18 protein-coding genes are annotated in these 22,426 nt (G+C 72.4%); 6 read left to right on the forward strand and 12 right to left on the reverse strand.

Annotated elements, in window-relative coordinates:
* Positions 1-13 precede the first annotated feature (13 nt).
* The gene (locus IE99_RS0102610; RefSeq protein WP_157609996.1) at positions 14-886 is read left to right on the forward strand and encodes a ParA family protein; all 873 of its coding nucleotides are present in this window, start codon (positions 14-16) and stop codon (positions 884-886) included.
* The gene (locus IE99_RS0102615) at positions 883-1,815 is read left to right on the forward strand and encodes a ParB/RepB/Spo0J family partition protein (RefSeq protein ID WP_030163270.1); all 933 of its coding nucleotides are present in this window, start codon (positions 883-885) and stop codon (positions 1,813-1,815) included. Before IE99_RS0102610 ends, IE99_RS0102615 begins: the two co-directional genes overlap by 4 nt.
* Positions 1,816-2,278: 463 nt before the next feature.
* Here the strand turns inward: IE99_RS0102615 and IE99_RS0102620 are convergent, their stop codons facing one another.
* Together IE99_RS0102620 and IE99_RS0102625 are read right to left on the reverse strand one after the other, a co-directional pair.
* On the reverse strand, positions 2,279-3,220 hold the full coding sequence (locus IE99_RS0102620) for a D-alanine--D-alanine ligase family protein (protein WP_030163272.1): 942 nt from the start codon (positions 3,218-3,220) through the stop codon (positions 2,279-2,281).
* 116 nt (positions 3,221-3,336) lie between these two features.
* On the reverse strand, positions 3,337-4,569 hold the full coding sequence (locus tag IE99_RS0102625; RefSeq protein ID WP_084219279.1) for an aminotransferase-like domain-containing protein: 1,233 nt from the start codon (positions 4,567-4,569) through the stop codon (positions 3,337-3,339).
* Positions 4,570-4,933: 364 nt separating this feature from the next.
* Here IE99_RS0102625 and IE99_RS0102630 point away from each other — a divergent pair, with 364 nt between their 5' ends.
* Positions 4,934-5,551 carry a hypothetical protein gene (locus IE99_RS0102630; RefSeq protein ID WP_030163276.1) on the forward strand — a complete coding sequence of 206 codons (618 nt, stop codon included), beginning with the start codon at positions 4,934-4,936 and terminating at the stop codon, positions 5,549-5,551.
* A gap of 84 nt (positions 5,552-5,635) precedes the next feature.
* Here IE99_RS0102630 and trxA read toward each other — a convergent pair whose 3' ends face one another.
* Together trxA and trxB are read right to left on the reverse strand one after the other, a co-directional pair.
* A complete protein-coding gene (gene trxA, locus IE99_RS0102635; protein WP_030163279.1) occupies positions 5,636-5,950 on the reverse strand; it encodes a thioredoxin in 315 nt (104 codons plus the stop codon).
* Between the two features lie 62 nt (positions 5,951-6,012).
* On the reverse strand, positions 6,013-6,966 hold the full coding sequence (trxB, locus tag IE99_RS0102640) for a thioredoxin-disulfide reductase (protein WP_030163283.1): 954 nt from the start codon (positions 6,964-6,966) through the stop codon (positions 6,013-6,015).
* Between the two features lie 173 nt (positions 6,967-7,139).
* On the opposite strand from trxB, the gene IE99_RS0102645 reads away from it, so the two are divergent.
* Positions 7,140-7,712, forward strand: a complete 573-nt coding sequence (locus IE99_RS0102645) for a dienelactone hydrolase family protein (protein WP_030163285.1) — start codon at positions 7,140-7,142, stop codon at positions 7,710-7,712.
* Positions 7,713-7,854: 142 nt separating this feature from the next.
* On the opposite strand, the gene IE99_RS0102650 is transcribed toward IE99_RS0102645, so the two are convergent.
* From IE99_RS0102650 to IE99_RS0102675, 6 genes are all read right to left on the reverse strand, one after another.
* Positions 7,855-8,598: an anti-sigma factor family protein gene (locus IE99_RS0102650; RefSeq protein ID WP_030163287.1), complete on the reverse strand. Its 744-nt coding sequence runs from the start codon at positions 8,596-8,598 to the stop codon at positions 7,855-7,857.
* Positions 8,598-9,218: an RNA polymerase sigma factor SigM gene (gene sigM, locus IE99_RS0102655; protein ID WP_030163290.1), complete on the reverse strand. Its 621-nt coding sequence runs from the start codon at positions 9,216-9,218 to the stop codon at positions 8,598-8,600. The genes IE99_RS0102650 and sigM overlap by 1 nt, the downstream gene beginning before the upstream one ends.
* A gap of 181 nt (positions 9,219-9,399) precedes the next feature.
* Positions 9,400-10,968 carry a protein kinase family protein gene (locus IE99_RS0102660; protein ID WP_030163291.1) on the reverse strand — a complete coding sequence of 523 codons (1,569 nt, stop codon included), beginning with the start codon at positions 10,966-10,968 and terminating at the stop codon, positions 9,400-9,402.
* A 219-nt stretch (positions 10,969-11,187) separates the two neighbouring features.
* A complete protein-coding gene (gene murJ / locus IE99_RS0102665) occupies positions 11,188-12,918 on the reverse strand; it encodes a murein biosynthesis integral membrane protein MurJ (protein ID WP_030163294.1) in 1,731 nt (576 codons plus the stop codon).
* 154 nt (positions 12,919-13,072) lie between these two features.
* Positions 13,073-15,313, reverse strand: coding sequence for a DUF6049 family protein (locus IE99_RS0102670; RefSeq protein WP_051711874.1), 2,241 nt, complete (start codon positions 15,311-15,313; stop codon positions 13,073-13,075).
* A gap of 171 nt (positions 15,314-15,484) precedes the next feature.
* Positions 15,485-16,033, reverse strand: a complete 549-nt coding sequence (locus tag IE99_RS0102675) for an aminoacyl-tRNA deacylase (protein WP_051711978.1) — start codon at positions 16,031-16,033, stop codon at positions 15,485-15,487.
* Between the two features lie 423 nt (positions 16,034-16,456).
* On the opposite strand from IE99_RS0102675, the gene IE99_RS0102680 reads away from it, so the two are divergent.
* The gene (locus tag IE99_RS0102680) at positions 16,457-17,917 is read left to right on the forward strand and encodes a CCA tRNA nucleotidyltransferase (protein ID WP_030163300.1); all 1,461 of its coding nucleotides are present in this window, start codon (positions 16,457-16,459) and stop codon (positions 17,915-17,917) included.
* Positions 17,914-19,227: an adenosylmethionine--8-amino-7-oxononanoate transaminase gene (locus IE99_RS0102685; RefSeq protein ID WP_245623030.1), complete on the forward strand. Its 1,314-nt coding sequence runs from the start codon at positions 17,914-17,916 to the stop codon at positions 19,225-19,227. The genes IE99_RS0102680 and IE99_RS0102685 overlap by 4 nt, the downstream gene beginning before the upstream one ends.
* On the opposite strand, the gene IE99_RS0102690 is transcribed toward IE99_RS0102685, so the two are convergent.
* The gene (locus IE99_RS0102690; protein WP_030163310.1) at positions 19,190-20,470 is read right to left on the reverse strand and encodes an MFS transporter; all 1,281 of its coding nucleotides are present in this window, start codon (positions 20,468-20,470) and stop codon (positions 19,190-19,192) included. The genes IE99_RS0102685 and IE99_RS0102690 overlap by 38 nt on opposite strands.
* A gap of 28 nt (positions 20,471-20,498) precedes the next feature.
* Positions 20,499-22,274, reverse strand: coding sequence for an ABC transporter substrate-binding protein (locus IE99_RS0102695; RefSeq protein ID WP_051711981.1), 1,776 nt, complete (start codon positions 22,272-22,274; stop codon positions 20,499-20,501).
* Positions 22,275-22,426: the final 152 nt, after the last annotated feature.

The following is a 22,426-nucleotide window of genomic DNA, read 5'->3' on the forward strand; positions in this document are numbered from 1 at the left end:
GGAGTCGGAACTCGTGCGTGAGGTGCTCAAGGACGCCGAGGTTTCACGTGAAACCATCGCGACCAAGCCGGCCGGGGGGCGCGGGCAGAAGGAATGGCCGCGTCCGGACCACTGCCGGATCATCACCATCGCCAACCAGAAGGGCGGCGTGGGCAAGACCACCAGTTCGGTGAACCTCGCCGCGTCCCTGGCGATGCACGGGGCCCAGGTCCTCGTGGTCGACCTCGACCCGCAGGGCAACGCGTCCACCGCGCTCGGGATCGACCACCACGCGGACGTCCCGTCCATCTACGACGTGCTCATCGAGGACCTGGCGATGGCGGAGATCGTCGTGGCCGCTCCGGAGATCCCGAACCTGTACTGCGCCCCGGCGACGCTGAACCTCGCCGGAGCCGAGATCGAGCTCGTCTCCAAGGTCGCGCGCGAGTCCCGGCTGCGCCGGGCGCTCGACGCCTACGACACCGACCGGTTCGACTACGTCCTGATCGACTGCCCGCCCTCCCTCGGGCTCCTGACGGTCAACGCCCTCGTCGGCGGGGACGAACTTCTCATTCCGATCCAGTGCGAGTACTACGCGCTGGAGGGTCTCGGGCAGCTCATCCGCACCGTGGACCTCGTGAAGGCCCACCTCAACCCGAAGCTGAACGTGACGACGATCCTGCTCACGATGTACGACGCCCGCACCCGACTCGCGGCGCAGGTCGCCGAGGACGTCCGGGCCCACTTCGGGGACGTCGTCCTCAACACGGTCATCCCCCGCAGCGTGCGGGTGTCCGAAGCGCCGAGCTACGGCCAGTCCGTCATGACGTACGACCCCGGTTCCAGCGGCGCGCTCGCCTATGACGCCGCCGCCGCCGAGATGGCGTACCAAGGGGCTGCCAAGTGAGCCAGCCGCGACGCGGCCTGGGCAAGGGCCTCGGCGCGCTGATTCCCACGGCTCCGGTGGCGCCCGCGGCGCCTGACGAGGAGCCGGCCCCCGCGAACGGCGCGGGCGGGATGGTGCCGGTCGCCGGCGCCCACTTCGCCGAACTGCCGATCAAGTCCATCACGGTCAACCCGCGCCAGCCGCGCGAGCACTTCGACGAGCAGGCCCTGGAGGAGCTCGCCGAGTCGATCGGCATCGTGGGGCTGCTCCAGCCGGTCGTCGTCCGGAAGGCGCCGGCGGGCGAGCACGACTACGAGCTCATCATGGGGGAGCGCCGCTGGCGCGCGTCCCAGATGGCGGGGCTGGACGTCATCCCCGCGATCGTGCGCGACACCGGCGACGACGTCCTCCTCCGTGACGCGCTCATGGAGAACCTGCACCGCCAGCAGCTCAACCCTCTCGAAGAGGCGGCGGCCTACAAGCAGCTGCTGGAGGACTTCGGGGCCACCCACGAGCAGCTCGCCACCCGCATCGGCCGGTCCCGCCCGCACATCACCAACACGCTGCGGCTGCTGAACCTGCCCCCGGCCGTCCAGCGCCGGGTCGCGGCCGGCGTGTTGTCCGCGGGCCACGCGCGGGCGCTGCTGTCGCTCGACAGCGTCGAGGCGCAGGAGCACCTGGCGCAGCGGATCGTCCAGGAGGGCCTGTCCGTGCGGGCGCTGGAAGAGATGATCGCGCTCCGCGAGACGGACGAGCCCAAGGCGGCGCGCCCCGGCCGCCGCAGGCAGCCGCCCTCCCCCGCCCTCCAGGACCTCGCCGACCGGCTCTCCGACCGCTACGAGACCAAGGTCCGCGTCGACATGGGCCGCAACAAGGGCAAGATCGTCGTGGAGTTCGGCTCGCTCGAAGACCTCGACCGCATCATGAAGTCCATGGCTCCGGACGACTGACCCCTCACTCGCCCCGCCCCCCGGAACCAGCACCAGTTCGGTGAACCTCGCCGCGTCCATGGCGATGCACGGGCCCAGGTCTTCATGGTCGACCTCGATCCACAGGGCCCCGCGGGCGCTTTCCCTCTGCGGACGCTCCTCAGGTCCCTCGACGGTCGCGGCCGTCCCGGGACCCGCCGGAACCCCGAGATGCCCAGGCGGATCACCCGTCCCAGCGGCCCGAAGCCTGTGTTCCCGGCGCTCTTCCTTCTCTGGACGCCGCTGACGTCCCGCGACCGACGCGGCCGCACCGGGGCCGGCGGAACCCCAGGCGCTCAGACGGATCGCCCGCCCTCACGCACTCCGAATCCGGATGCAGGGAACCGGCCTCCGTCGCGGACGGCGCGCGGAACACGGGACAGCCGACCCTCCGCGCGGCCCGCGGCTCGCGCCACGGGGATGTTTCACGTGAAACAGCGGGTGGTCAGCCGGCGCGGGATTCGAGGAGGTCCTGGCAGACGGCGCCCAGATCCAGGTTCGCGGCGCTCACGGCCCGGGGGAGCAGGCTGGTCTCCGTCATGCCCGGGGCCACGTTGACCTCCAGGAAGTAGACCTCGCCGGACGCGTCGACGATGAGGTCGGTGCGGGAGATGTCGCGCAGGCCCAGGGCGCGGTGGGCGGTGACGGCGGCGTCCGTCGCGCGCTCGGCGGCGTCCGGCGACAGGCGGGCGGGCGTCACGAACTCGGTGTCGCCCGCGTCGTAGCGCGCGGTGTAGTCGTACAACTGGGCCGGCGCGATGATCTCGACGGCGGGGAGCGCCTCGGGGACGCCGTCCCGCTCGATCACGCTGACCGCGATCTCCGTGCCGGTCACGTGCCGCTCGATGAGGGCGGTGTCGCCGTAGGCGAAGCAGCCGACCATCGCGGCGGACAGGTCGGCCGCCTCCCGGACGACCGACGCGCCGAGCGCGGAGCCGCCCCGGGTCGGCTTGACGAAGAGCGGCAGGCCGAGCCGGCCGAGGATCCGGTCCAGGACGGACGCTGCGCCCAGGTCGTGGAAGATCTCCTTCGGCAGCGCGACGGACTCGGGGGTGCGCAGCCCGGCGCGCCGCACGACGGCCTTCGCGGTCGGCTTGTCCCATGCGACACGGCACGCGTCCGGGCGCGCGCCGACATAGGGGACGCCGACGAGTTCGAGGATGTCGCGGAGCGACCCGTCCTCGCCGGCGGCGCCGTGCAGGACGGGGAAGACGACGTCCGGCGGGTCGTCCGCCAGCGTGTCGAGGAGGGTGGCGTCCGCGTCGCGCAGTTCGACGGGGACGTCGCGGGCGCGCAGCGCGTCGGCGACGCGGCGGCCGGACCGGAGCGAGACCTCGCGTTCGTACGACAGTCCCCCGGCGAGGACGACCACATGCCCGAGTTCCACAAGCTGCCCTTCATGACGATGCGCCGGCCCCTGACGGCGGGGCCGGCGCGTTTCACGTGAAACATCCACGCCGCGGTTTCACGTGAAACGTCGTCGTGGATGTTTCACGTGGAACGTCAGACGACGTCCGGACCCGGCGTGTGGACGCCGGTGGAGCCGATTCGGGCGGCCCCGCCAAAAGTGTCCCGCAGCCGGATCTCCTTCTCCACCACCGCCGCGAGCCGGCGGACGCCCTCGCGGATCCGGTGCGGCTCGGGGAAGCAGTAGGAGAGCCGCATGTGCCGGTGCCCGGTGCCGTCGGCGTAGAAGCCCGTTCCCGGAACGTAGGCGACGCGGTCGGCGATCGCGCGCGGGGCCATCGCCTTGGAGTCGAGCCCCTCGGGGAGGGTGAGCCACACGAAGAAGCCGCCGTCCGGGCGCGTCCAGGTGCAGCCGTCCGGCATGAACTGGCCGAGCGCGTCCAGCATCGCGTCGCGGCGCTCGCGGTAGAGCTCGCGGAAGTCCTTGATCTGCTCGCGCCATGGCTGCGTCGCCAGGTACTCGCGGACGGCCAGCTGCGAGAAGTTCGACGGGCACAGGATCGCCGACTCGGCGGCCAGGACGAGCTTCGCCCGGATCGCGTGCGGCGCGAGCACCCATCCGACGCGGAGGCCGGACGCGATCGTCTTCGAGAACGACCCGAGGTAGATGACGCGCTCCGCGTCGTCGGCGCGGAGCGCGCGCATGGGCTCGCCCTCGAAGCGGAGAAGACCGTAGGGGTTGTCCTCCACGATGAGCACGTCGTGCTCGGCGCAGATCTCGAGGATCTGGGCGCGCCGGGCGGCGGTGAGGGTGACGCCGGCCGGGTTCTGGAAGTTGGGGACGGTGTAGAGGAATTTGACGCGGCGCCCCTCGCGGCGAAGCCGCGCCAGGGACTCCCTCAGTGCCGATGGGATGAGCCCGCCCTCGTCCAGCGGGACATGGACCACATCGGCCTGGTAGGAGGCGAACGTGCCGAGCGCCCCCACATAGGAGGGGGCCTCCGCCAGGACGACGTCGCCCGGGTCCACGAAGATCTTCGTGATGAGGTCGAGAGCCTGCTGGGCGCCGACGGTGACGACGACGTCGTCCGCGGACCCCTGGACGCCCTCCAGCGCCATCACCTCGCAGATGTGCTCGCGGAGCCGCTCGTCGCCCTGCGCCGAGCCGTACTGGAGGACCTCCGCGCCCCTCCCGGCCACGAGCGACCCGATCATGCCGCCGACGGCGTCGAGGGGGAGCGCGGACACGTACGGCGCGCCGCCCGCCAGGGAGACGATCTCGGGACGGGCGACCATCGCGAACAGTGCCCTGATCTCCGACGGCACCATGCCGGCGGCGCGGGCCGCGTAGTGATCGGTGTAGGCATCTGTACGCGTGTGCTGTTCCACGAGGCACCTCCGGGTGGGCTGGATCATCGAACGCTACGGCATCCGCGCGGGGACGGTACGGCGGACCCCGAGGTCGGCGGCGCGGAATCCGAGGCCGCACGGCAGAATCCGCCCGCCGGGCGGGGAATCGGACGCCGTGCCGTCCCGTCCTCCGGGGCGCGAGCCGGAACGCCGCTCCCCCCGTCCGATACGATGCCCGTGAGTCCCGGATGGTTGCCGGGATCTTCGCGGAGAGTCGCCCGCGCCCGTGGAGCCGCCGCGCTTCGCGCAGCGAGCGAGGATCGCAACAGGGGGTGCCGGCCCGGTGTCGCGTCGTCTGGTCAACATCACGTTGGACAATCTCGGCGATCTGCCGCACCGCTGCCGCGGCTGCGTGTTCTGGGAGCTCGACCCCGTCAGCCGCGACCGGGTGCAGGCGAGCGGCGGAGCCGCGCTGGAGAAGGAGGCGTGGATCTCGTCCACGCTCCTCGAATGGGGGAGCTGCGGGAAGCTCGTCTACGTGGACGACGTCCCGGCCGGGTTCGTCCTGTACGCGCCGCCGCTGTACGTGCCGAGGTCGGTCGCGTTCCCGACGAGCCCGGTGAGCGCGGACGCGGTGCTGCTGATGACCGCGCACATCCTGCCGGAGTTCATGGGCGGCGGCCTCGGCCGGATGCTGGTGCAGGGCGTCGCGAAGGACCTCACCCGCCGCACGGTGAAGGCGATCGAGGCGTTCGGCGACCTGAAGGGCGAGGAGGGCGGCTGCATGGTGCCGGCCGACTACCTGCTGTCGGTGGGGTTCAAGACCGTCCGACCGCACCACCGGTACCCGCGGCTGCGGCTGGAACTGAAGTCGGCCCTGTCCTGGCGTGAGGACGTCGAGGTCGCCCTGGAGCGACTTCTCGGCTCCATGACCCCGGAGGGCGCGCTCCGTCCCGTCTGAGACGGCCTCAGCCCCGTGCCCCGTGAACGGATGAGGCCCGCGCCGCCTCGACGGCGGGACGCGGGCCTCGTGGTCAGGCGGAGATCAGATGAACTCGTTGAGCTCGCGCAGCAGGGCGGCCTTCGGCTTGGCGCCCATGATCTGCTTGACGACCTCGCCGCCCCGGTAGACGTTCATCGTCGGGATCTGCATGATCCCGTACTTGGCGGCCACCTGCGGGTTCTCGTCGATGTTCAGCTTGACGATCTCGATCTTGTCGCCGTGCGCCTGGGAGATCTCCTCCAGGATCGGCGCCACCATCCGGCACGGGCCGCACCACTCGGCCCAGAAGTCGACGAGAACGGGCTTGTCGTTCCCCAGGACCTCGGAGTCGAAGTCGGCGTCGGTCACGGCTTTCATGGTGTCTCCTTTGTTCTGTGCCGGGCGGAAACGGGTCGTTCCGCCGGTCGGCAGCCGTCGGGTCAGGCCTGCGCCGCCGTCTCGGCCGCCCCCTGGTCCTGCAGCCAGCGCTCGGCGTCGATGGCCGCGGAGCATCCGCTGCCCGCGGCGGTGATGGCTTGACGGTAGATGTGGTCGACCACGTCACCGCAGGCGAACACGCCGGGGAGCTTCGTCTTGGTGGTGGGGGCCTCGACCTGGAGGTAGCCGTCTGCGTCGGTGTCGAGCTGGCCGGTGAACAGCTCGCTGCGCGGGTCGTGGCCGATCGCGATGAACAGGCCCGTCACGGGCAGGGCGCTCTCCTCGCCGGACACGACGTTGCGTAGCTGGACGCCGGTGACGCGGTCGTCCCCGTGGATCTCCACGACCTCGCTGTCCCAGACGAACCTGATCTTCTCGTTGGCGAACGCCCGGTCCTGCATGATCTTGGACGCGCGCAGCTCGCCGCGGCGGTGCACCACGGTCACCGAGCGGGCGAACTTGGTGAGGAACATCGCCTCCTCCATCGCCGTGTCGCCGCCGCCCACGATCGCGATGTCCTGCTCGCGGAAGAAGAAGCCGTCGCACGTCGCGCACCACGACACACCGCGTCCGGACAGCCGCTTCTCGTTCTCCAGCCCGAGCTCCCGGTACCCGGACCCGGTGGCGATGATCACGGCGCGGGCGAGGTAGGTGTCGTCGCCGACCCTGACGACCTTCGGGTCGGCGGCCAGGTCGACCTCGGTGACGTCGTCGGTGATGAGCTCGGCGCCGAACCGCTCGGCCTGCTTGCGCAGGTTGTCCATGAGGTCGGGGCCCATGATGCCGTCCGGGAACCCGGGGAAGTTCTCCACGTCGGTCGTGTTCATCAGCGCGCCGCCCGCGGTCACCGACCCCTCGAACAGCAGCGGCTTCAGGTCGCCGCGCGCCGCGTAGATCGCGGCCGTGTACCCCGCCGGACCCGAGCCGATGATGATGACGTTACGGACGTCGCCCACTGTTCTGCGCCTCTCCTCGTTGCCCTGCGGCGCCGGTCTCCGCCTGCGCCTCGCCCGCGCCCGCTGCGCGGTCCCTAGGCCGCCCGGGGCATACAGTCGCGACAACCGATCCTAGAGCCCGGTGATTCCCGCCAGGCCACGGCCGTCACCCGCGCTCCCCTTAGGGTGTCCCCATGGCTCGCATTCTGCTGTTCCACTCCATGTACGGGCTGCGTCCCGCCGTGCACGAGGCGGCCGGGCGGCTCCGCGACGCGGGCCACGACGTCCACGTCCCGGACCTGTACGACGGCCGGGTCGCCGACACTCCCGAGGAGGGGCTCGCGATCAAGGAGGAGATCGGCAGGGACGAGCTGCTGCGCCGCGCCGTCACGGCCGCCGCGCCCCTGACCGGGGACGAGGGCCTCGTCTACGCGGGCTTCTCCCTCGGCGGCTCCCTCGCCCAGAACCTCGCGCTGGCCGACGACGGTGCCCGCGGCCTGCTGCTGATGCACGGAACGTCCGACATGGCGGACGACGCGTCCACCGACATCCCCGTCCAGCTCCACGTCGCGGACCCCGACACCTACGAGCCGGTCGACTGGCTCAACGCCTGGTACCTGCGCATGCGCAAGGCCGGCGCGGACGTCGAGGTCTTCCGCTACCGCGGCGCCGGCCACCTGTTCACCGACCCGGACCTTCCCGACCACGACCCGGACGCCGCCGAACGCGCCTGGACGGTGGCCCTCGACTTCCTCGCCACCCTCTGACCCTCACCCACCCGGAACACGACGCCCGAGGCGACGCCGCCGGGACACGCGCGACGTTCGGCGCATGGTGGAGTGCGGATAGTCGCGCGGCCCGGGGCGGCGGCATGAGCGAGGCCATGGACGTCGTCCATGGCCTCGGCGGTCAGAGCGTGAGCCGACTGATGAGGTGCGGGTCCGACGCGGTGCAGTCGGGGCCGACGATCCAGACCGTCACGCGGTCCGCCGTGTCGCCGCGGACGGCGATCACCGTCGCGTCCCGGCCCTCGTACCTGGCCTGGTCGACCAGCTCCGGCTGCCGCCCTCCGGTGACGGTGGTGACGCAGCCGGCGAGGCGCGCGTCCGGCGGGGCGGGGCGGGTCTTCGACGGCAGGGTGCCCTTCAACCCTTCGCCGACCTGCGCGGGGAGCGTCCCGGCGCGGTAGTCGGTGCCGCTGCTGATGACGGTGTAGGCGCTCTTCGCCGCGAAAGAGGGCGCGGCCGGGCGGTCCTGGGCGGGTGCGGACGCGGGGAGCTCCCGGTGGCCGTTCGCGCCGTCCAGGGTGACCTTCGCGATCGTTCCTCCGCCGCCGAGCACGATGACCGCCGCCGCGGCGGCCGACAGGATCCGCCACTGCCGCCTGCCGCGCCGCTGCTCCAGGCTCACCACGGTGGCGTTGTTCAGCGACTCCGCCGCGATGGCGGTGTCGATGCGCTGGGCCAGCTCGGCGGGCATGGGCGGTACGGGGGCCTCCGCCAGGATCCGGGACACGTCGGCCAGGTCGGCGGACCGGTCACGGCATTCGGCGCAGGCGTCGAGGTGCGCGCTGACGGAGGCGGCTCGGTCGTCTTCGAGCAGGCCCTCCGCCAGGTCGGCGAGGACGTCATAGTCGAGATGCGCGGGGTTCATCAAGGCGTGCCACCTCCTTCCACACCTCCGACGTTCCGGGGGTCGCGTCGGTTCCGGTGGTGGACGAGAAGCGGGGCCAGGCGGGCGCGGCCCCGCGCGCACCGGCTCTTGATCGTTCCGGGCGGGACCTCCAGGACGCGGGCGGCGTCCTCGACCGAGTAGCCCATCATGTCGACGAGGACGAGCGCGGCGCGCTGCTCGTAGGGGAGCGCGCCGAGCGCGGTCCGGACGTCGAGCGACACGCCGTGCGCGTCGGTCGGGTCGGGCATCTTCGGCGCGACGGCGTCGAACGTCGCGTTGTCGCCCATGGGCGTCGCCGGACGGACGTTCTTGCGGCGGATCCGGTCCAGGCAGGCGTTCACGACGATGCGGTGCAGCCATGTCGTGACGGCGGCGTCGCCGCGGAAGCGTCCGGCGGCGCGAAAGGCGGACAGGCACGCGTCCTGCAGCGCGTCCGACGCCTCCTCCGGGTCGCCCAGGGTGCGGAGCGCGACGGCCCACATCCGGTCGCGGTGCCGGTGGACGAGCTCGGCGAACGCGTGCGGGTCCCCCTCGGCGTGCCGGGCGAGGAGCTCCTTGTCGGGCACCTCGTCCACGCGGCGCGTACTGACCGACGTCATGACCGGCCGCCGTCTCGTCTCGGTGCCGGACGGGTGCGTCCGGTCGCGCCTGCTGGGGTAGCCACCACGGATTCCTGAGGGGAGGGGACATTCTGCTCACAGGCACGATACCTAGTCGTGGTCCCCCACGTCACAGCCGCGAGACGCGCGCGGCATCACCGTTCGGGAACGGTGCCCTGGCTCAGCCGGCCGTCCCGTAGACCGTGACCTCACCGAGCTGAGCCCGCGGTGAGGACGGCAGCTCCGTGAACCAGACGACGACGTAGCGTCCCTTGGCGGTCGAGGCGGGCTTGAGAGTGAACTCGCCGGCTTCGCTCGTCGCCTGAGCGACCTGCGGCAGGTCGTGCGTCGCCTTGCCGCCGACCCGCAGCTCGATCGTCGCGCCGCTGTCGGGCATCGCGACCTGGACCTTCGACACGGTGACCGGCCTGCCCATGTCGATCAGCACGCCCAGGCCCCGCAGGAAGTTGCCGAACTTCCTGTCCGAATAGCTCTGGGAATGCCAGACGGCCTTCGGCGAGCCGTCGATGACGGCGCCGACGTTGTCGCCGATCGACGTGTCCGAGCCGCCCATCCACCGCTGTTCGACCGCAGTCGCCTTGCGGGCCGCGAGCTTCGTCGCGGTCTTCTGGGGTGCGGCCGACGACCGGCCCGGGTCGGCGCGTCCGTCGTCGCCGCCGTTCTTCGCCGAGCCGTCCGTCAGCGCCCAGGCGCCGAGGCCGATGACGACGGTCGCCGCGGCGGCCGCGACGCCGAGAAGGGCGCGGTTGACCGGGCCGCGGGGCCGGCCGGGGTGCGAGGGCGCGGCGTGCATGCCGCGCGGCTGCGTCCGGGGCGGCGGCACGTGGGAGGGCGGCGGCTGGTGCGTCCGCGCGGTGGACGCGGCGGGCGCCGGGTCGGGAGCGGTACGGGACGGCGGTGGCGGTGGCGGCGGCGGGGTGCCGAGGCCGGCGAACAGCGGCAGCGGGGTGCGGGGCACGCCGCGCAGCGCCTTCGCCAGGTCGGCGGGCGTCGCGATGGGGTCGGCCACGGTGCTGTCGGGGCCGCTCGGACGTCCCGTGATGCCGAGGCTGCGGCACACGATCGCGTCCACGGACTGCGAGATGCCCGCCTGCACCTGCCGGGGCGCCTGCGGGACGCCGTCGGACTCGGGCGCGGGCGGCAGGCCGGAACCCTCCTGCGGGCCGGGCCAGTGCGCGGTCAGCGCGGCGTACAGCAGCGCGCCGAGCCCCGCGACGTCGTCGCCGGCGGGGTCGTCGGACTCGCGGTCGCACAGGACCGCCTCGATCGCGACGCCGAGGATCTTGACGGTGCCGCCGGTCGTCCAGACGAGGTCGCGGGGGGTGAGGCAGAGGTGCGCGAGCCCGGCGGCGTGCGCGGCGGCGATCGCCTCGGACGCCTCGCACAGCAGCGTGGTGGCGCGGCCGGGCTCCAGGGGCGCCTTGGCGAGCATGTGCTCGAGGGTCTCGCCGGCGACCCATTCGCTGACGATGTAGGCGCTCTCGCCGGTGTCGTCGGCGTCGAAGACCTGCGTGAGGCGCGGGTCGGTGAGGCGGCTGGCGGCGCGGGCGGACGTCACGGCCTCGCCGATGCGCGGGAACTCGGGGGCGAAGGTGCGGACCGCGACGGCCCGCGCCAGGATCTCGTCGATGGCCCTCCACAGGGAGGAGCCGCCGATGTCGCTGATGCGCTCCTCGAGCCGGTAGCGGCCGGCGAGACGGGTGCCGGGCTCGATCACTGACGTGCTCACGGCAACGTCCTGCGCAGGTGGTCAGATCCCATGTTCGTGGCGCGGCAGCTTACGCCTCCGACCCTCCTCTTTGCGTTCTCCAGGGTGTCAGCCCGCAAGCCGTAGTCCCCCACATGGTAGTGGTTACTCGTCGGGGCGGCCCCCTTATGGCGGCGCGTCCCGAGTACTTTGCCTCCCTTTACCCCAACGGCCAGGGCGGTGACCGTCAAGTCGGGAATTTCACCGTCCCGGCAAGCGCCGTGTCACCGTGGAGATCATTGTCTGGACCTCGCCGACCCTCAGCAGGCGGGTGAAGACCAGGTACAGGATGCCACCCCCGGCGCTGCCGACGGCGAGCGCCACCATCCCCGGGAGCATCCCCCGGCCGAGCGTGGCGTCGACGATCATGTGCGTCGCGTACGCGAAACCGAGCAGCGGCCAGAGCGCGACGATCAGTTTCAGGTAGGTGAGGGCGACGCGGCGCCCGTCCATCCCGCCGAGCCGGCGCCGCAGGATCGCCCAGCCGACCAGGGCGCCGACCGTCTGGGCCAGCGCGAAGCCGCCCGCGATCCCCACGATGATCTTATCGGTGGGGAGCACGTGGTAGGCGGTGACCGTCATCGCGATCCCGGTCGCGACGACCGCGACGCTGACGAACGCGGGCGTGCGGGTGTCCTGCATCGAGTAGAAGACGCGCAGCATCAGCTGGTAGGCGGCGAACGGCACGAGCGCGATCGCGAACATCCGGAGCACGTCGGCGATGACCAGCGCGTCCGCCACCGAGGTCTGGCCGTGCGCGAACAGCACGATGGTGATCTCGTCGGCGAGCGCCGCCATCAGCGCCGCCGCCGGCAAGATGATCACCGAGCAGAGCCGCAGGCCGCTGGAGAAGTCGTCGCGGACCTCCCGCATCCGCCCGGCCGCCGCGTGCTCGCTCATCCGGGGCAGCAGCGCCGTGATCACGGACACGCCGATGATCGCGTAGGGCAGCTGGAACAGCTGGTAGGCGTTGGTGTAGGGGGAGTAGCCGACGTCGCCGAGGCCGGCCTCTCGGCCGAGCTTGCCCGCCGAGTTCGCGAGGCGCGTCGTCACGGCGAACCCGATCTGAGTGATCAGGACGTAGGCGAGCGTCCAGGCGCCCATCCGGCCGATCGTGCCGAGCTCGCCCTTGCGGAAGTCCAGCCGGGGCCGCCAGCGGAAGCCGGACCCGCGCAGGGACGGCCACAGCGCGAGGGTCTGCAGCGCCATGCCGCCGATGGTGCCGCCCGCCAGCAGCGCGATCTCCCCGTCCGTGATCGATTCGGGGGTGACGGTGCCGCTCGCGACGAGCAGGAACGCCGCGGCGGTGCAGCAGATGACGATGTTGTTCAGGACGGGCGCCCACATCGGCGCCGCGAACCGCTTGCGGGTGTTGAGGATCGCCCCGGAGAACGCGCTCACGCCGAGGAAGAAGATCTGCACCGCGAACAGCCGGGTGAGCAGGACCGCGAGGTCGCGCTGCTCGTCCCGCCACGCGTCGGCGTAGATCGAGATGAACACCGGGCCGAGCGCCATCGCCGCCGCGGTGATGAGGGCGAGGCCGAGCACGGCGAGCGTGAACAGCCGCTGCTCGTAGCGGGCGCCGTACTGCGGGTCGCTCTCCCGCGCCCGCACGATCATCGGGACGACGACCGCCGTCAGCACGCCGCCGAGCAGCAGGTCGTACACGATGAACGGGACGACGTTCGCGGTGTTGTAGACGTCGCCGAGCGCGCCGACGCCGAGCGCCGCGACGAGCATCGCGGTGCGCAGGAATCCGGTGATGCGAGACGCCAGGGTCCCGACGGCCATGAGCGCACCGGACCGGAGCAGGCCGGACGCGCCCCCGCCCTTCCCGCCCTGTTCGGGCAGAGCGTCCACCACCGTGTCGGCCGCGCCGGCGGAGCCGGGGATGGGGATGTCGACGGCCGTCTCGGCCGCGGGCTGCCGCATGTGCGGCGGACCCTGGGGCGGGTTCTGCTGCCCGTAGGACGCCGGCCGGCCGTAGGGGGGCTGCTGGCCGTGGGACTGCTGGCCGTGGGACCGGGGGTCTTGCGGCTGGGGGCCGCGGGGGTAGGGCGGACGCTGCGGTCCGGCCTGGGGCGGTTCAGCCCGGGGTGCCCGTCCCGGCGGAATCGGGGGCGGTGGCCCTGGAGTCCTCGAAGGGTCCACGGGGCCCGGCCAGGGGTGGGCCTGGTTCTCCGGGTGCCGATCCCGATCCGTCACCGGCTGCCTCCGCTTTCCGGCGGCGCCTCGCTCTGAGGGCCCGCACTCCGACGCCCACGAAGAGTACGGCAAGTCCGCCGCCCGTGATGAGCAGCGCGAGCCGTCCGTACCCGGTGGTGCGGACGGTGATGTCGGCGCCCTCGCCGAACTCCCGGCCGCCCGACCCGGGTATTTCGAGTCCCAGATGGACGCCGAAGTTCCCGTTTCCGGCGGCCTCGGCGGGGATCCACCGCTGGACGCGCTCCCCCGGGCTCAGCTCGATCGTCTGCTCGTCGGCGTCGAGCTCCCCGAGCCGCAGCTTGGCGCTGTTCTCGGACGTCGCGGTCAGGCGGACGCGCACGGACTGGCCGGGCAGCGTGTTCTCGATCGTCACCGGCAGCCGGCCGGAGCTGCCCGCCATGTTGACGCGCCTGTTCTTCGTGGTGACGATGCGGACCAGGCCCATCTCCTGGGCGAGCGCCTCCGCGAGCTCGACCCGCGCGCGCTTGGCGGGGCCCGCGCGCCCGCGCCAGGCCGCCGACTGGACCCGCAGCACGGCGCGCTCGTAGGAGATGTTGATCGGATCCGTCATCACGGCGCGGAACGTGGCGGCGCGCCGGGCGATGCCGCGGACCTGCTCCAGATGGCCCGCGCCGAGCTCGTACACCTCGTAGTCGTCCTTGTACCCGCGGAACGTCCGGGCCTGGGGCCGCTCGGCCTCGATCTTGCCGAGCGACGCCGCGTCCAGCCAGGGCGCCCCGGAGGTGAACGCGAGGAGGTTCTTGGCGACCCCGCCCGCCGGGTTCCAGTGCCGGTCCGGCGCGATGACGACGGTGCGCCGGACGTTCGGCGCCTCCGCCGCGATCATCGCGGTCTCGGCGAGGAACCGCTGCTCGGTCAGCAGCGCTCCGCCGGGCGCCGCGGAGCCGCCGCTGACGACCTCGTTCAGCGTCTCGTCGTACAGCAGCGCCCTCTCGGTGCCCTGCGTCAGGGTCGGGAGCGCGGTCGTGGCGTTCGGCAGGCCGACGGCCGGGTCCTCGAACTGGGAGCTGCTCATCAGGAAGGCGCCACCGTCCTTCAGGGCGTGCCCGGCGAGCTGGTCGAGCGTGCCCTGCCCGGCGGCGCCGGACGGCGGCCAGGCGATGCGCGAGTTCGCGGCGCGCCCGAGGACCTCCGTCGCGACCCCGGTGTTCCGCCGGTCGAAGGCGATCGCGAGGTCGCGGGCGGGCTTGGGCTGCGCGGCCCGGACCAGGGCGACGACGTCGGGGTCGGCGTACGGGAGCGTGAAGTACGGATCGTTCGCGGACGCCTTCTTCAGCGCCTCCAGCCACGCCGCGGCGGCGGTGCTCTTGGCCTTCTGAACGGACTTCTCCGAGCCGGGCGGCCGCACGACGTAGTTGCGGGACGCCATGTACCGGACGTCGTCCAGCAGGGCGGGGTCGATGCCCCACGTGACGGGGGCGGCGGTGGTGGACGCGGCGGTGACGAGGTCGTGGAGCCGTCCGCCGGCGGCCAGGTCCTTCTCGAGCCGGTCGTCCAGGAACGTCTGGTCGTTCGCGCGGTGCTGGCGGTCGATGAGGGGCAGGACCCAGCCGATGGTGACGCGGTTCGGTTTCTGGCCCTTGGGGACGAACGTCAGGAACGTGGTGACTCCGCCCACGACCTGCTGGGCGGAGTTCAGGACCTCGACGCCGACCGGGTAGACGCCGAACGTGCGCAGCCCGAGCGCCTTCGCCGTGGTGCCGATCGTCCAGTTCTGGCGGGCTCCCGCCGCCGTGACCTGCAGCGGCTGCGGCGGCAGGGCGTTCGGCAGGGCGGACGGGTTCGCGGCCTTGGCGAGCTGCTCGATCTGGCCGCGGCTGGTGACCGGGACGCTCCGGTAGCGGAGCCGGATGGTCACCCCGTCGATCCGCCGCCCCGACCGGTTGTGCGCGCTGCCGCCGATCTGGATCTCGGAGTCGGCGCGGACGGTCTTCGGCGTCAGCTTCGTCAGCGCCACGGTGACCGGGGGGCGCTTGCGGGTCGCGGCCGTGAGGGCGGGCGGGGACGCGGCGGCTCGCCCCTGCGGTGGGAGGGGCAGGGCCGCGCCCAGCAGGCAGGGCAGCACGGCGGCCAGCGCGGCCGCGCGTTTGACCGTTCTCACGCCGTGTCCCTCACCCCGCCGCGTCCGCCCGCCGGCCGCCCGCTGCTCGGGCCGCCTCGGGACGGCGGGCGTCGTAGTCCCGCACCACGGCCCCGATGGTAGCCCCGACGTCGGGCACGCCAGACCGTTCCGCCCGCCCGCCGTCCGGATTGGTCCGGTCCGACGGGAAGATCACCGAGCCCGGTGGAGGGCCGGGGAGTCGGTGCGGACGGCCGGGTCCGTGGTGAACGAGCCGAGGTCGACGGGTTTCGCCTGGCAGAGCGAGTAGAGGCTCTGGCCGCGGATGCCGAGGGCCGTGGACGCCTCCCCCGTGGGCGTGTAGACGACCTCGTCGGCCTGGAGCCCCTCCACGAGCCGGTGGTCGATGAGGAGCGGCATGGTGTCCGGCAGGAGGAGCGGGCAGACGAGGTCGGCGGCGTACTCGGTGGCCGAGTTGATCACGTCCGGGCGGGCCGGGAAGAGGCTCCGCGCGCCGACGGCACGCCGGATCGCGGCCGGGTCGGGCCGGGCGCCCGCGGGGACGATCACCCCGGTCAGGAAGCGGTGCCCGGGTCTCATATCGTCGCAGTCGTACACGCGGGTCACCAGGCAGCGGTCCGCCGGCAGGCCGAGCGCCTTCGGCAGCTCGTCCGCGTGGGAGAGCCCGATGGGCAACCGCACGATCTCGTGCACGGTCTCCCATTCGAGCAGCGCGCGATGGATGGCGAGAGCGTCCTTCATGATCGGCTCCATCCGGCGGGGCTGGCCCCGCACACCCCCGAACTGGTTCTGTTCACCCCGTGGTGTTCCGTGCTGCGCACCTCCCACTTCGCGGGGGAACACCCCATATACCCCACCTGACCGGACTAACCCTCGATCCGCCGCAGGCACTCTCGGCCCCGGGGGGCGACCGCGGTCCCGCCGTCTCCCGCTACCGTTGTCACCACCGGAAGCTCACCGGCGGCCGCATCGGCCCGATCGGGGGTGTCCAGAAGGTAACCCGGGTATCGCGCCATGTGAAGTGTCCAAAGTCCTGCCTCGGACGGCTCCTTTGCGCGGAAAATCCCCTTTGTCAGCCCGCCGATCAAGGAAATACGCTCGATGGCCGTGCCGAAGCAGAACGTGACCCCTCATTCCGGCGACATCGGCCCGGAAGGTGGCCCCATGGCCGACACCTCGCCCACCGGCGCGCCGAGCGCGGAGCTCTCCGGCCCGCGGGCCACGGCCATCGCCGAGCTGCTGCGGCGGATCGCCCCCGTCGCGGACGGGCTCGGCGAGCGGTTCGCGGCGGCCGGATACGAGCTCGCCCTCGTCGGCGGCCCCGTCCGGGACGCGCTGCTCCGCCGCGAGACCAAGGACGTCGACCTCACCACCGACGCCCCGCCCGAGAAGATCCTGGAGCTCGTCAAGGGCTGGGCGGACAACATCTGGACGATCGGCATCGAGTTCGGCACCGTCGGCCTCCACAAGGACGGCGCCGAACTGGAGATCACCACCTACCGCAGCGAGTCGTACGACCCGAGGTCGCGCAAGCCCGAGGTCTCCTACGGGACCTCCCTCGTGGAGGACCTCCGCCGGCGCGACTTCGCCGTGAACGCCATGGCGGCCCGCCTCCCCGGGTACGAGTTCGTCGACCCCTTCGGCGGCCTCACCGATCTGCAGCGGCAGGTCCTGCGCACGCCGGGACGTCCCGAGGACTCCTTCAGCGACGACCCGCTGCGGATGCTGCGCGCGGCCCGGTTCGCGTCCCAGCTCGGCTTCACCGTCGCGCCCGACGTCGTCCAGGCGATGAAGGACATGGCGGAGCGCATCGAGATCGTGTCCGCGGAACGGGTCCGGGACGAGCTGAGCAAGCTGCTCTGCGGCGCGTACCCGCGGCAGGGCCTCGCGCTCCTCGTCGACACCGGCCTCGCCGAACACGTCCTGCCCGAGCTGCCGAAGCTCCGCCTGGAGATCGACGAGCACCACCGCCACAAGGACGTCTACGAGCACTCGCTGATCGTCCTGGAGCAGGCCATCGCCCAGGAGGAGGACGGCCCCGACCTCGTGCTTCGGCTGGCCGCGCTCCTGCACGACATCGGCAAGCCGAAGACCCGGCGGTTCGAGGCGGGCGGCCGCGTCTCGTTCCACCACCACGAGGTCGTCGGCGCGAAGATGACGCGCAAGCGGCTGACCGCCCTGCGCTACCCCAAGGACACCGTCAACGAGGTGTCGCGGCTGGTGGAGCTGCACCTCCGGTTCCATGGCTACGGCACCGGCGAATGGACGGACTCCGCCGTCCGGCGGTACGTCCGGGACGCGGGGCCGCTGCTGACCCGCCTCCACAAGCTGACGCGCGCCGACTGCACCACCCGCAACAAGCGGAAGGCCGACCGGCTCCGCCGCACCTACGACGACCTCGAGACGCGGATCGACCGGCTCGCCGAGGAAGAGGAGCTCGCCGCGATCCGCCCCGAGATCGACGGCAACGAGATCCAGGAGATCCTCGGCATCGCGCCGGGGCCGCTCGTCGGCAAGGCGTACAGGTTCCTGCTGGAGGTGCGCCTCGACCGCGGCCTCATCGGCAAGGAGGCCGCGGCCGACGAGCTGCGCCGGTGGGCCGCCGAGGAGGGGATCGGGGCGTGATCGGGCTCCAGCTGGGGCGGATGAGCCCGCGCGAGGCCGAGCGCCTCCTCGCGTTCGACCGCGAGCACATCTGGCACCCGTACGCGGCGATGCCGGCCGCGACGCCCGTCCACCCCGTCGTCTCGGCCGCCGGGACGCGGCTCACCCTCGCCGACGGCACCGAGCTGATCGACGGCATGTCGTCCTGGTGGGCGGCGATCCACGGCTACGACGTTCCGGAGCTGAACGCCGCCGCCACCCGCCAGCTCGGCAAGATGGCGCACGTCATGTTCGGCGGGCTCACCCACCCCGCCGCCGTCCACCTCGCCGAGCGCCTCGTCGCGCTGACGCCCGAGCCGCTCACCAAGGTCTTCTTCGCCGACTCCGGCTCCGTCGCGGTCGAGGTCGCGATCAAGATGGCGCTCCAGTACTGGCGGTCGCGCGGACGTCCCGAGCGGCACCGGCTGCTGACCGTCCGGGGCGGCTACCACGGCGACACGTTCGGCGACATGGCCGTCTGCGACCCAGTGAACGGCATGCACCACCTGTTCTCGGACGTCCTCGCGAAGCACGTGTTCGCGCCGCCGCCGCCGCTCGGCCATACCGCCGACCCCGACCCCGCCTACCTGGACGACCTCGCGAACCTCGCCGCCGCGCACGCCCACGAACTCGCCGGGATCATCGTCGAGCCGATCGTCCAGGGCGCCGGCGGCATGCGCTTCTACGCGCCCGAGTACCTGCGGGCGCTCCGCGACATCGCCGACGAGCACGGCATCCTGCTCATCCTGGACGAGATCGCCACCGGCTTCGGCCGGACGGGTGAGCTGTGGGGCTGCGACCACGCCGAGGTCACGCCCGACATCATGTGCCTGGGCAAGGCCCTGACCGGCGGATACCTCACGATGGCGGCGACTCTCTGCACGGACCGCGTCGCGGACGGCATCGCGTCCGGCGAGGCCGGGACGCTGATGCACGGCCCGACCTTCATGGCGAACCCGCTGGCCGCCGCCGTCGCGTCCGCGTCCATCGACCTCCTCCTCTCCCGCGACTGGCGGGACGAGGTGGACACGATCGAGGCGCACCTCACGACCGGCCTCGCCGGTGCGGAGGAGCTGCCCGGGGTGGCGGACGTCCGCGTCCTCGGCGCCATCGGCGTCGTGGAGGCGCGCGAACCGGTCGACGTCCAGGCCGTCCAGGACATCGCCATGGCCTGCGGCGTCTGGCTCCGCCCCTTCGGAAAGCTGGTCTACACGATGCCGCCGTACGTCAGCACGGAGGACGACATCGACCACATCACGTCCGCGCTGTGGGCGATCGCCGAGTCCCTCTGACGTACAGCAGGGCGCCCGCCGCGTAGGCGGCGGCGACGGCGCCCAGCATGGCCGGCGACCGCCCGTCCGCCGGCAGCGCCGCGGCCGCGACGGCGGCGGCCGCGGCGAACATCGCGTTGAAGAGCATGTCGTACACGGCGAACACCCGGCCGAGGAACGCGTCGTCGATCCGCTCCTGCAGCGTGGTGTCGACGCATAGCTTCACGCCCTGCGACACGACGCCCAGCACGAACGACAGGCCGGCCCACGGCACCTCGCCGAACGGCAGGCCGAGGGCGCACACCGCCACGGCCGCCGTGCCCAGAAGCCCCGCCGTCCACGCCTCCTTGCCGACGCGCCGCACCGCCATCGGCGTGACGAGCGCCGCCGCGAAGAACCCCGCCCCGGACAACCCCAGCATGACGGCCGCCTTCGCGAGCCCCGCGTCCGCGCCGGCGGCGAACGCGTTCCGGCACAGCAGCAGCGTCATGATGAGGAAGACGCCGTAGAGGAAGCGGTGGAACGCGATGACGCCCAGCGCGTACGCGGCCGGCCGCCGCTCCGCGAGATGCCGCGCCCCGTCAACGAGGCCGCCGAGGACGTCCCGCAGCTCCTCCGCCAGCCCGTGGCCGGCCCCGCCTACCTCGGGCGGCCCCAGCAGCCCCCTGGGCAGCGACGTCGCGACGAGCCCAGCGCCGAGGAACAGCGCCGACGCCGTGACGAGGATGAGCGCCGTCCCGTCCGTCCCAGCCCCGAAGACGCTCCGCAGCAGATAGCCGATCCCGGCGCCCACGAACGCGACGACCGTCCCCGACGTGACCGAGAACGCGTTCGCCGTGACGAGTTGCTCGCCGCGCACCACATGGGGCAGCGCGGCCGACAGCGCCGCCAGGAAGAACCGGTTCACCCCGAGGACGGCGAGGACGCCGCAGAAGAACACGGCCCCGTCCTGCCCGGCCGCGACCAGCCCCGCGACACCCAGCACCAGAACCGCCCGCAGGACGGGCGCCCACAGGAGGATCTGCCGGCGCTGCCACCGATCGATGAACACCCCGGCGAACGGACCCAGCACCGAGTAGGGCAGCAGCATCACCGCGAACGCGGCCGCCGCCTTGCCCGCCGTGGTCTGCCGCTCCGGAGAGAAGAAGACGTAACCGGCGAGTGCCACCTGGAAGACGCCGTCGGTGAGCTGGGAGGCGATCCGCGTCCCATAGAGCCGGCGGAAGTCACGCCCCCGCACGATCCCCCGCAACTCACCCCACACCCGGGGAACTCTATGCGCCCCGCCGAGCTCAGGGGCTGAGCCAAAGGCGGGTGTAGTCGTAGCCCGCCGCCGTGGGCAGGAAGAGGGCGTTGTGGACGCGGGACGAGTGGAAGATGGGCTGGTCGCGGTCCAGCAGGGGGATGATCGCGGCGTCGTCCATGATCTTCTGGTCGGCCATGGCCCAGAAGCCGGCGGCCCGGTCCGGGCTGGACGCGGTCAGGGCCGCGTCGATCAGGCCGTTGACCTCGGGATTGTCATAGCCGCCGTAGTTGGTGGAGTTCGGGCCGTAGGTCCGGCCGTCGAACAGCGGCTGGATGATCGACCGGCCGTTGTTGCCGTACCAGTCGGGGGTCCAGCCGGGGGCGGCGATGTCCCACTGGCCCTCGCGGGCCTTCGCGGGATCGGTGAGCGTCGCCGAGTAGAAGGAGCCGCCCGCGTCCGCCGTGAGGATCGCCTTCACGTTACAGGCGGCCAGGTTCCCGGCGATCGACTGCGCGAGGAGCCTGTGGACGCTGTTCGTCCGGTACGGGAACTTCAGCGTGAGGCGGGCATGGCCGGCCTTGGCGAGCAGCTGGCGGCACTTGGCCGGGTCACCGGCCTCGTCGGCGGTCGGGTAGGGGTTGCGCGGTGCGTGCCCGGAGTTGCCCGGCGGGATCACCGTGTGCAGCGGTTCCGCGACGGACGGCCCGCCGACGAGCTTGATGAGGGCGGAGCGGTCGACGGCGTACTGCAGCGCCTGCCTGACCTCCCGCTTGCCCAGCGCCCCGCCGTTGTTCGGGCTGCGGGTGTTGAACACCAGGTACGGGCTGTTGTTCGGGGTCTCCCGGATCGCGAAGCGCGGGTCGCGGCGCAGCCCGGGGATGGCGGCCGTCGGGACGGGCTGGTCCCACGCGAGGTCGGCGGTGCCCTGCTCCAGCTGCTGCTGGACGGTCTCCGGGGAGTCCTGGCCGAACGTGATCTGGATCTTCTCGACGTGCCGCTCGCGCAGCGGGTCGCTCTCCCGCCGCCATGCCCGGTTGTGCTCCAGGACGACCGACATGCCGGGCCGGTACTCGGTGATCTGGTACGGGCCGTTGGAGATCGTGCGGCGGCGGAACTCCGGGCCGTCGGGGACGTACCGGTCGTACTCCGCCGGCGCCGCCGCGGTGAACGGCAGCGACAGCAGGTTGAGGAAGTCGCTGGCCGGCTTCTCCAGCGTGAACACGAGCGTCCGGTCGTCCCTGGCCCGGACGCCCTCGAACCCGTGCTCGCGCTGGTAGGCCGCCATCGCCTTCGGGTCATCGCGGTCGACCGCGGAGAAGCCCCGGCAGAACGCGTCCATCCCCTTGAGGGTCGAGATGTAGTAGCCCTTGCCCGCGGACGGGGACGCCGGGTTGCAGAGCCGTTCGAACCCCCGCACGAAGTCGTGCGCGGTCACGGGGCGCGGCGGGCTCGTGTTCCACTGGACGCCCGTCCGCAGCCGCACCGTGTACGTCCGGCCGTCCTTGGCGATGTCGCCGTTCTCCCGGCTGGGGACGCGCGCCGCCACGTCCGCCTGCACGGGCACGGTCTCGGGGAACGCGTTGGACGCGCGCACGCCGAACAGCGTGCGGGCGAACGTCCGGACCAGGCCGTAGGAGCCGACGCTGGAGACCGACGCGGTGTCGAGGTGCTCGACATCGGACGAGCCGATCACGCGCAGCGTGCCGCCCGGACGCGGCGGGCCCTGCGCCCCGGCGCCCCCGCCCGCGCACCCGGTCAGCGCGGCGGCGAGCACGGCGAGCCCGGTGAGCCCGGCCGAGACCTTGATCAGCTCGCGTGCCATCACGCCCTCCACCCGCGTATTCACCTTCGGTGTCACAGTAGGGCCGCAGAGTGACGAAGTGCCGGTACATCGCCGTTTTCCCCTGCGCTTTCTCCGGCGGGACCGGAGAACGCGGACGCCCCGACACGGGAGTCTTCCGTGTCGGGGCGTCC

This window comes from Spirillospora albida, assembly GCF_000718255.1.
Lineage (GTDB): Bacteria > Actinomycetota > Actinomycetes > Streptosporangiales > Streptosporangiaceae > Spirillospora > Spirillospora albida.

Excerpts from the sequence above, each read along its gene's own strand:
- IE99_RS0102625 (WP_084219279.1), bottom strand. The coding sequence starts at position 4,569 with ATGGTGCCGTCGGAGATCAGGGCACTGTTCGCGATGGTCGCCCGTCCC.
- trxA (WP_030163279.1), bottom strand. The coding sequence starts at position 5,950 with ATGAAAGCCGTGACCGACGCCGACTTCGACTCCGAGGTCCTGGGGAAC.
- IE99_RS0102645 (WP_030163285.1), top strand. The coding sequence starts at position 7,140 with ATGGCTCGCATTCTGCTGTTCCACTCCATGTACGGGCTGCGTCCCGCC.
- IE99_RS0102650 (WP_030163287.1), bottom strand. The coding sequence starts at position 8,598 with ATGAACCCCGCGCATCTCGACTATGACGTCCTCGCCGACCTGGCGGAG.
- sigM (WP_030163290.1), bottom strand. The coding sequence starts at position 9,218 with ATGACGTCGGTCAGTACGCGCCGCGTGGACGAGGTGCCCGACAAGGAG.
- murJ (WP_030163294.1), bottom strand. The coding sequence starts at position 12,918 with ATGCGGCAGCCCGCGGCCGAGACGGCCGTCGACATCCCCATCCCCGGC.
- IE99_RS0102675 (WP_051711978.1), bottom strand. The coding sequence starts at position 16,033 with ATGAAGGACGCTCTCGCCATCCATCGCGCGCTGCTCGAATGGGAGACC.
- IE99_RS0102680 (WP_030163300.1), top strand. The coding sequence starts at position 16,457 with ATGGCCGACACCTCGCCCACCGGCGCGCCGAGCGCGGAGCTCTCCGGC.
- IE99_RS0102695 (WP_051711981.1), bottom strand. The coding sequence starts at position 22,274 with ATGGCACGCGAGCTGATCAAGGTCTCGGCCGGGCTCACCGGGCTCGCC.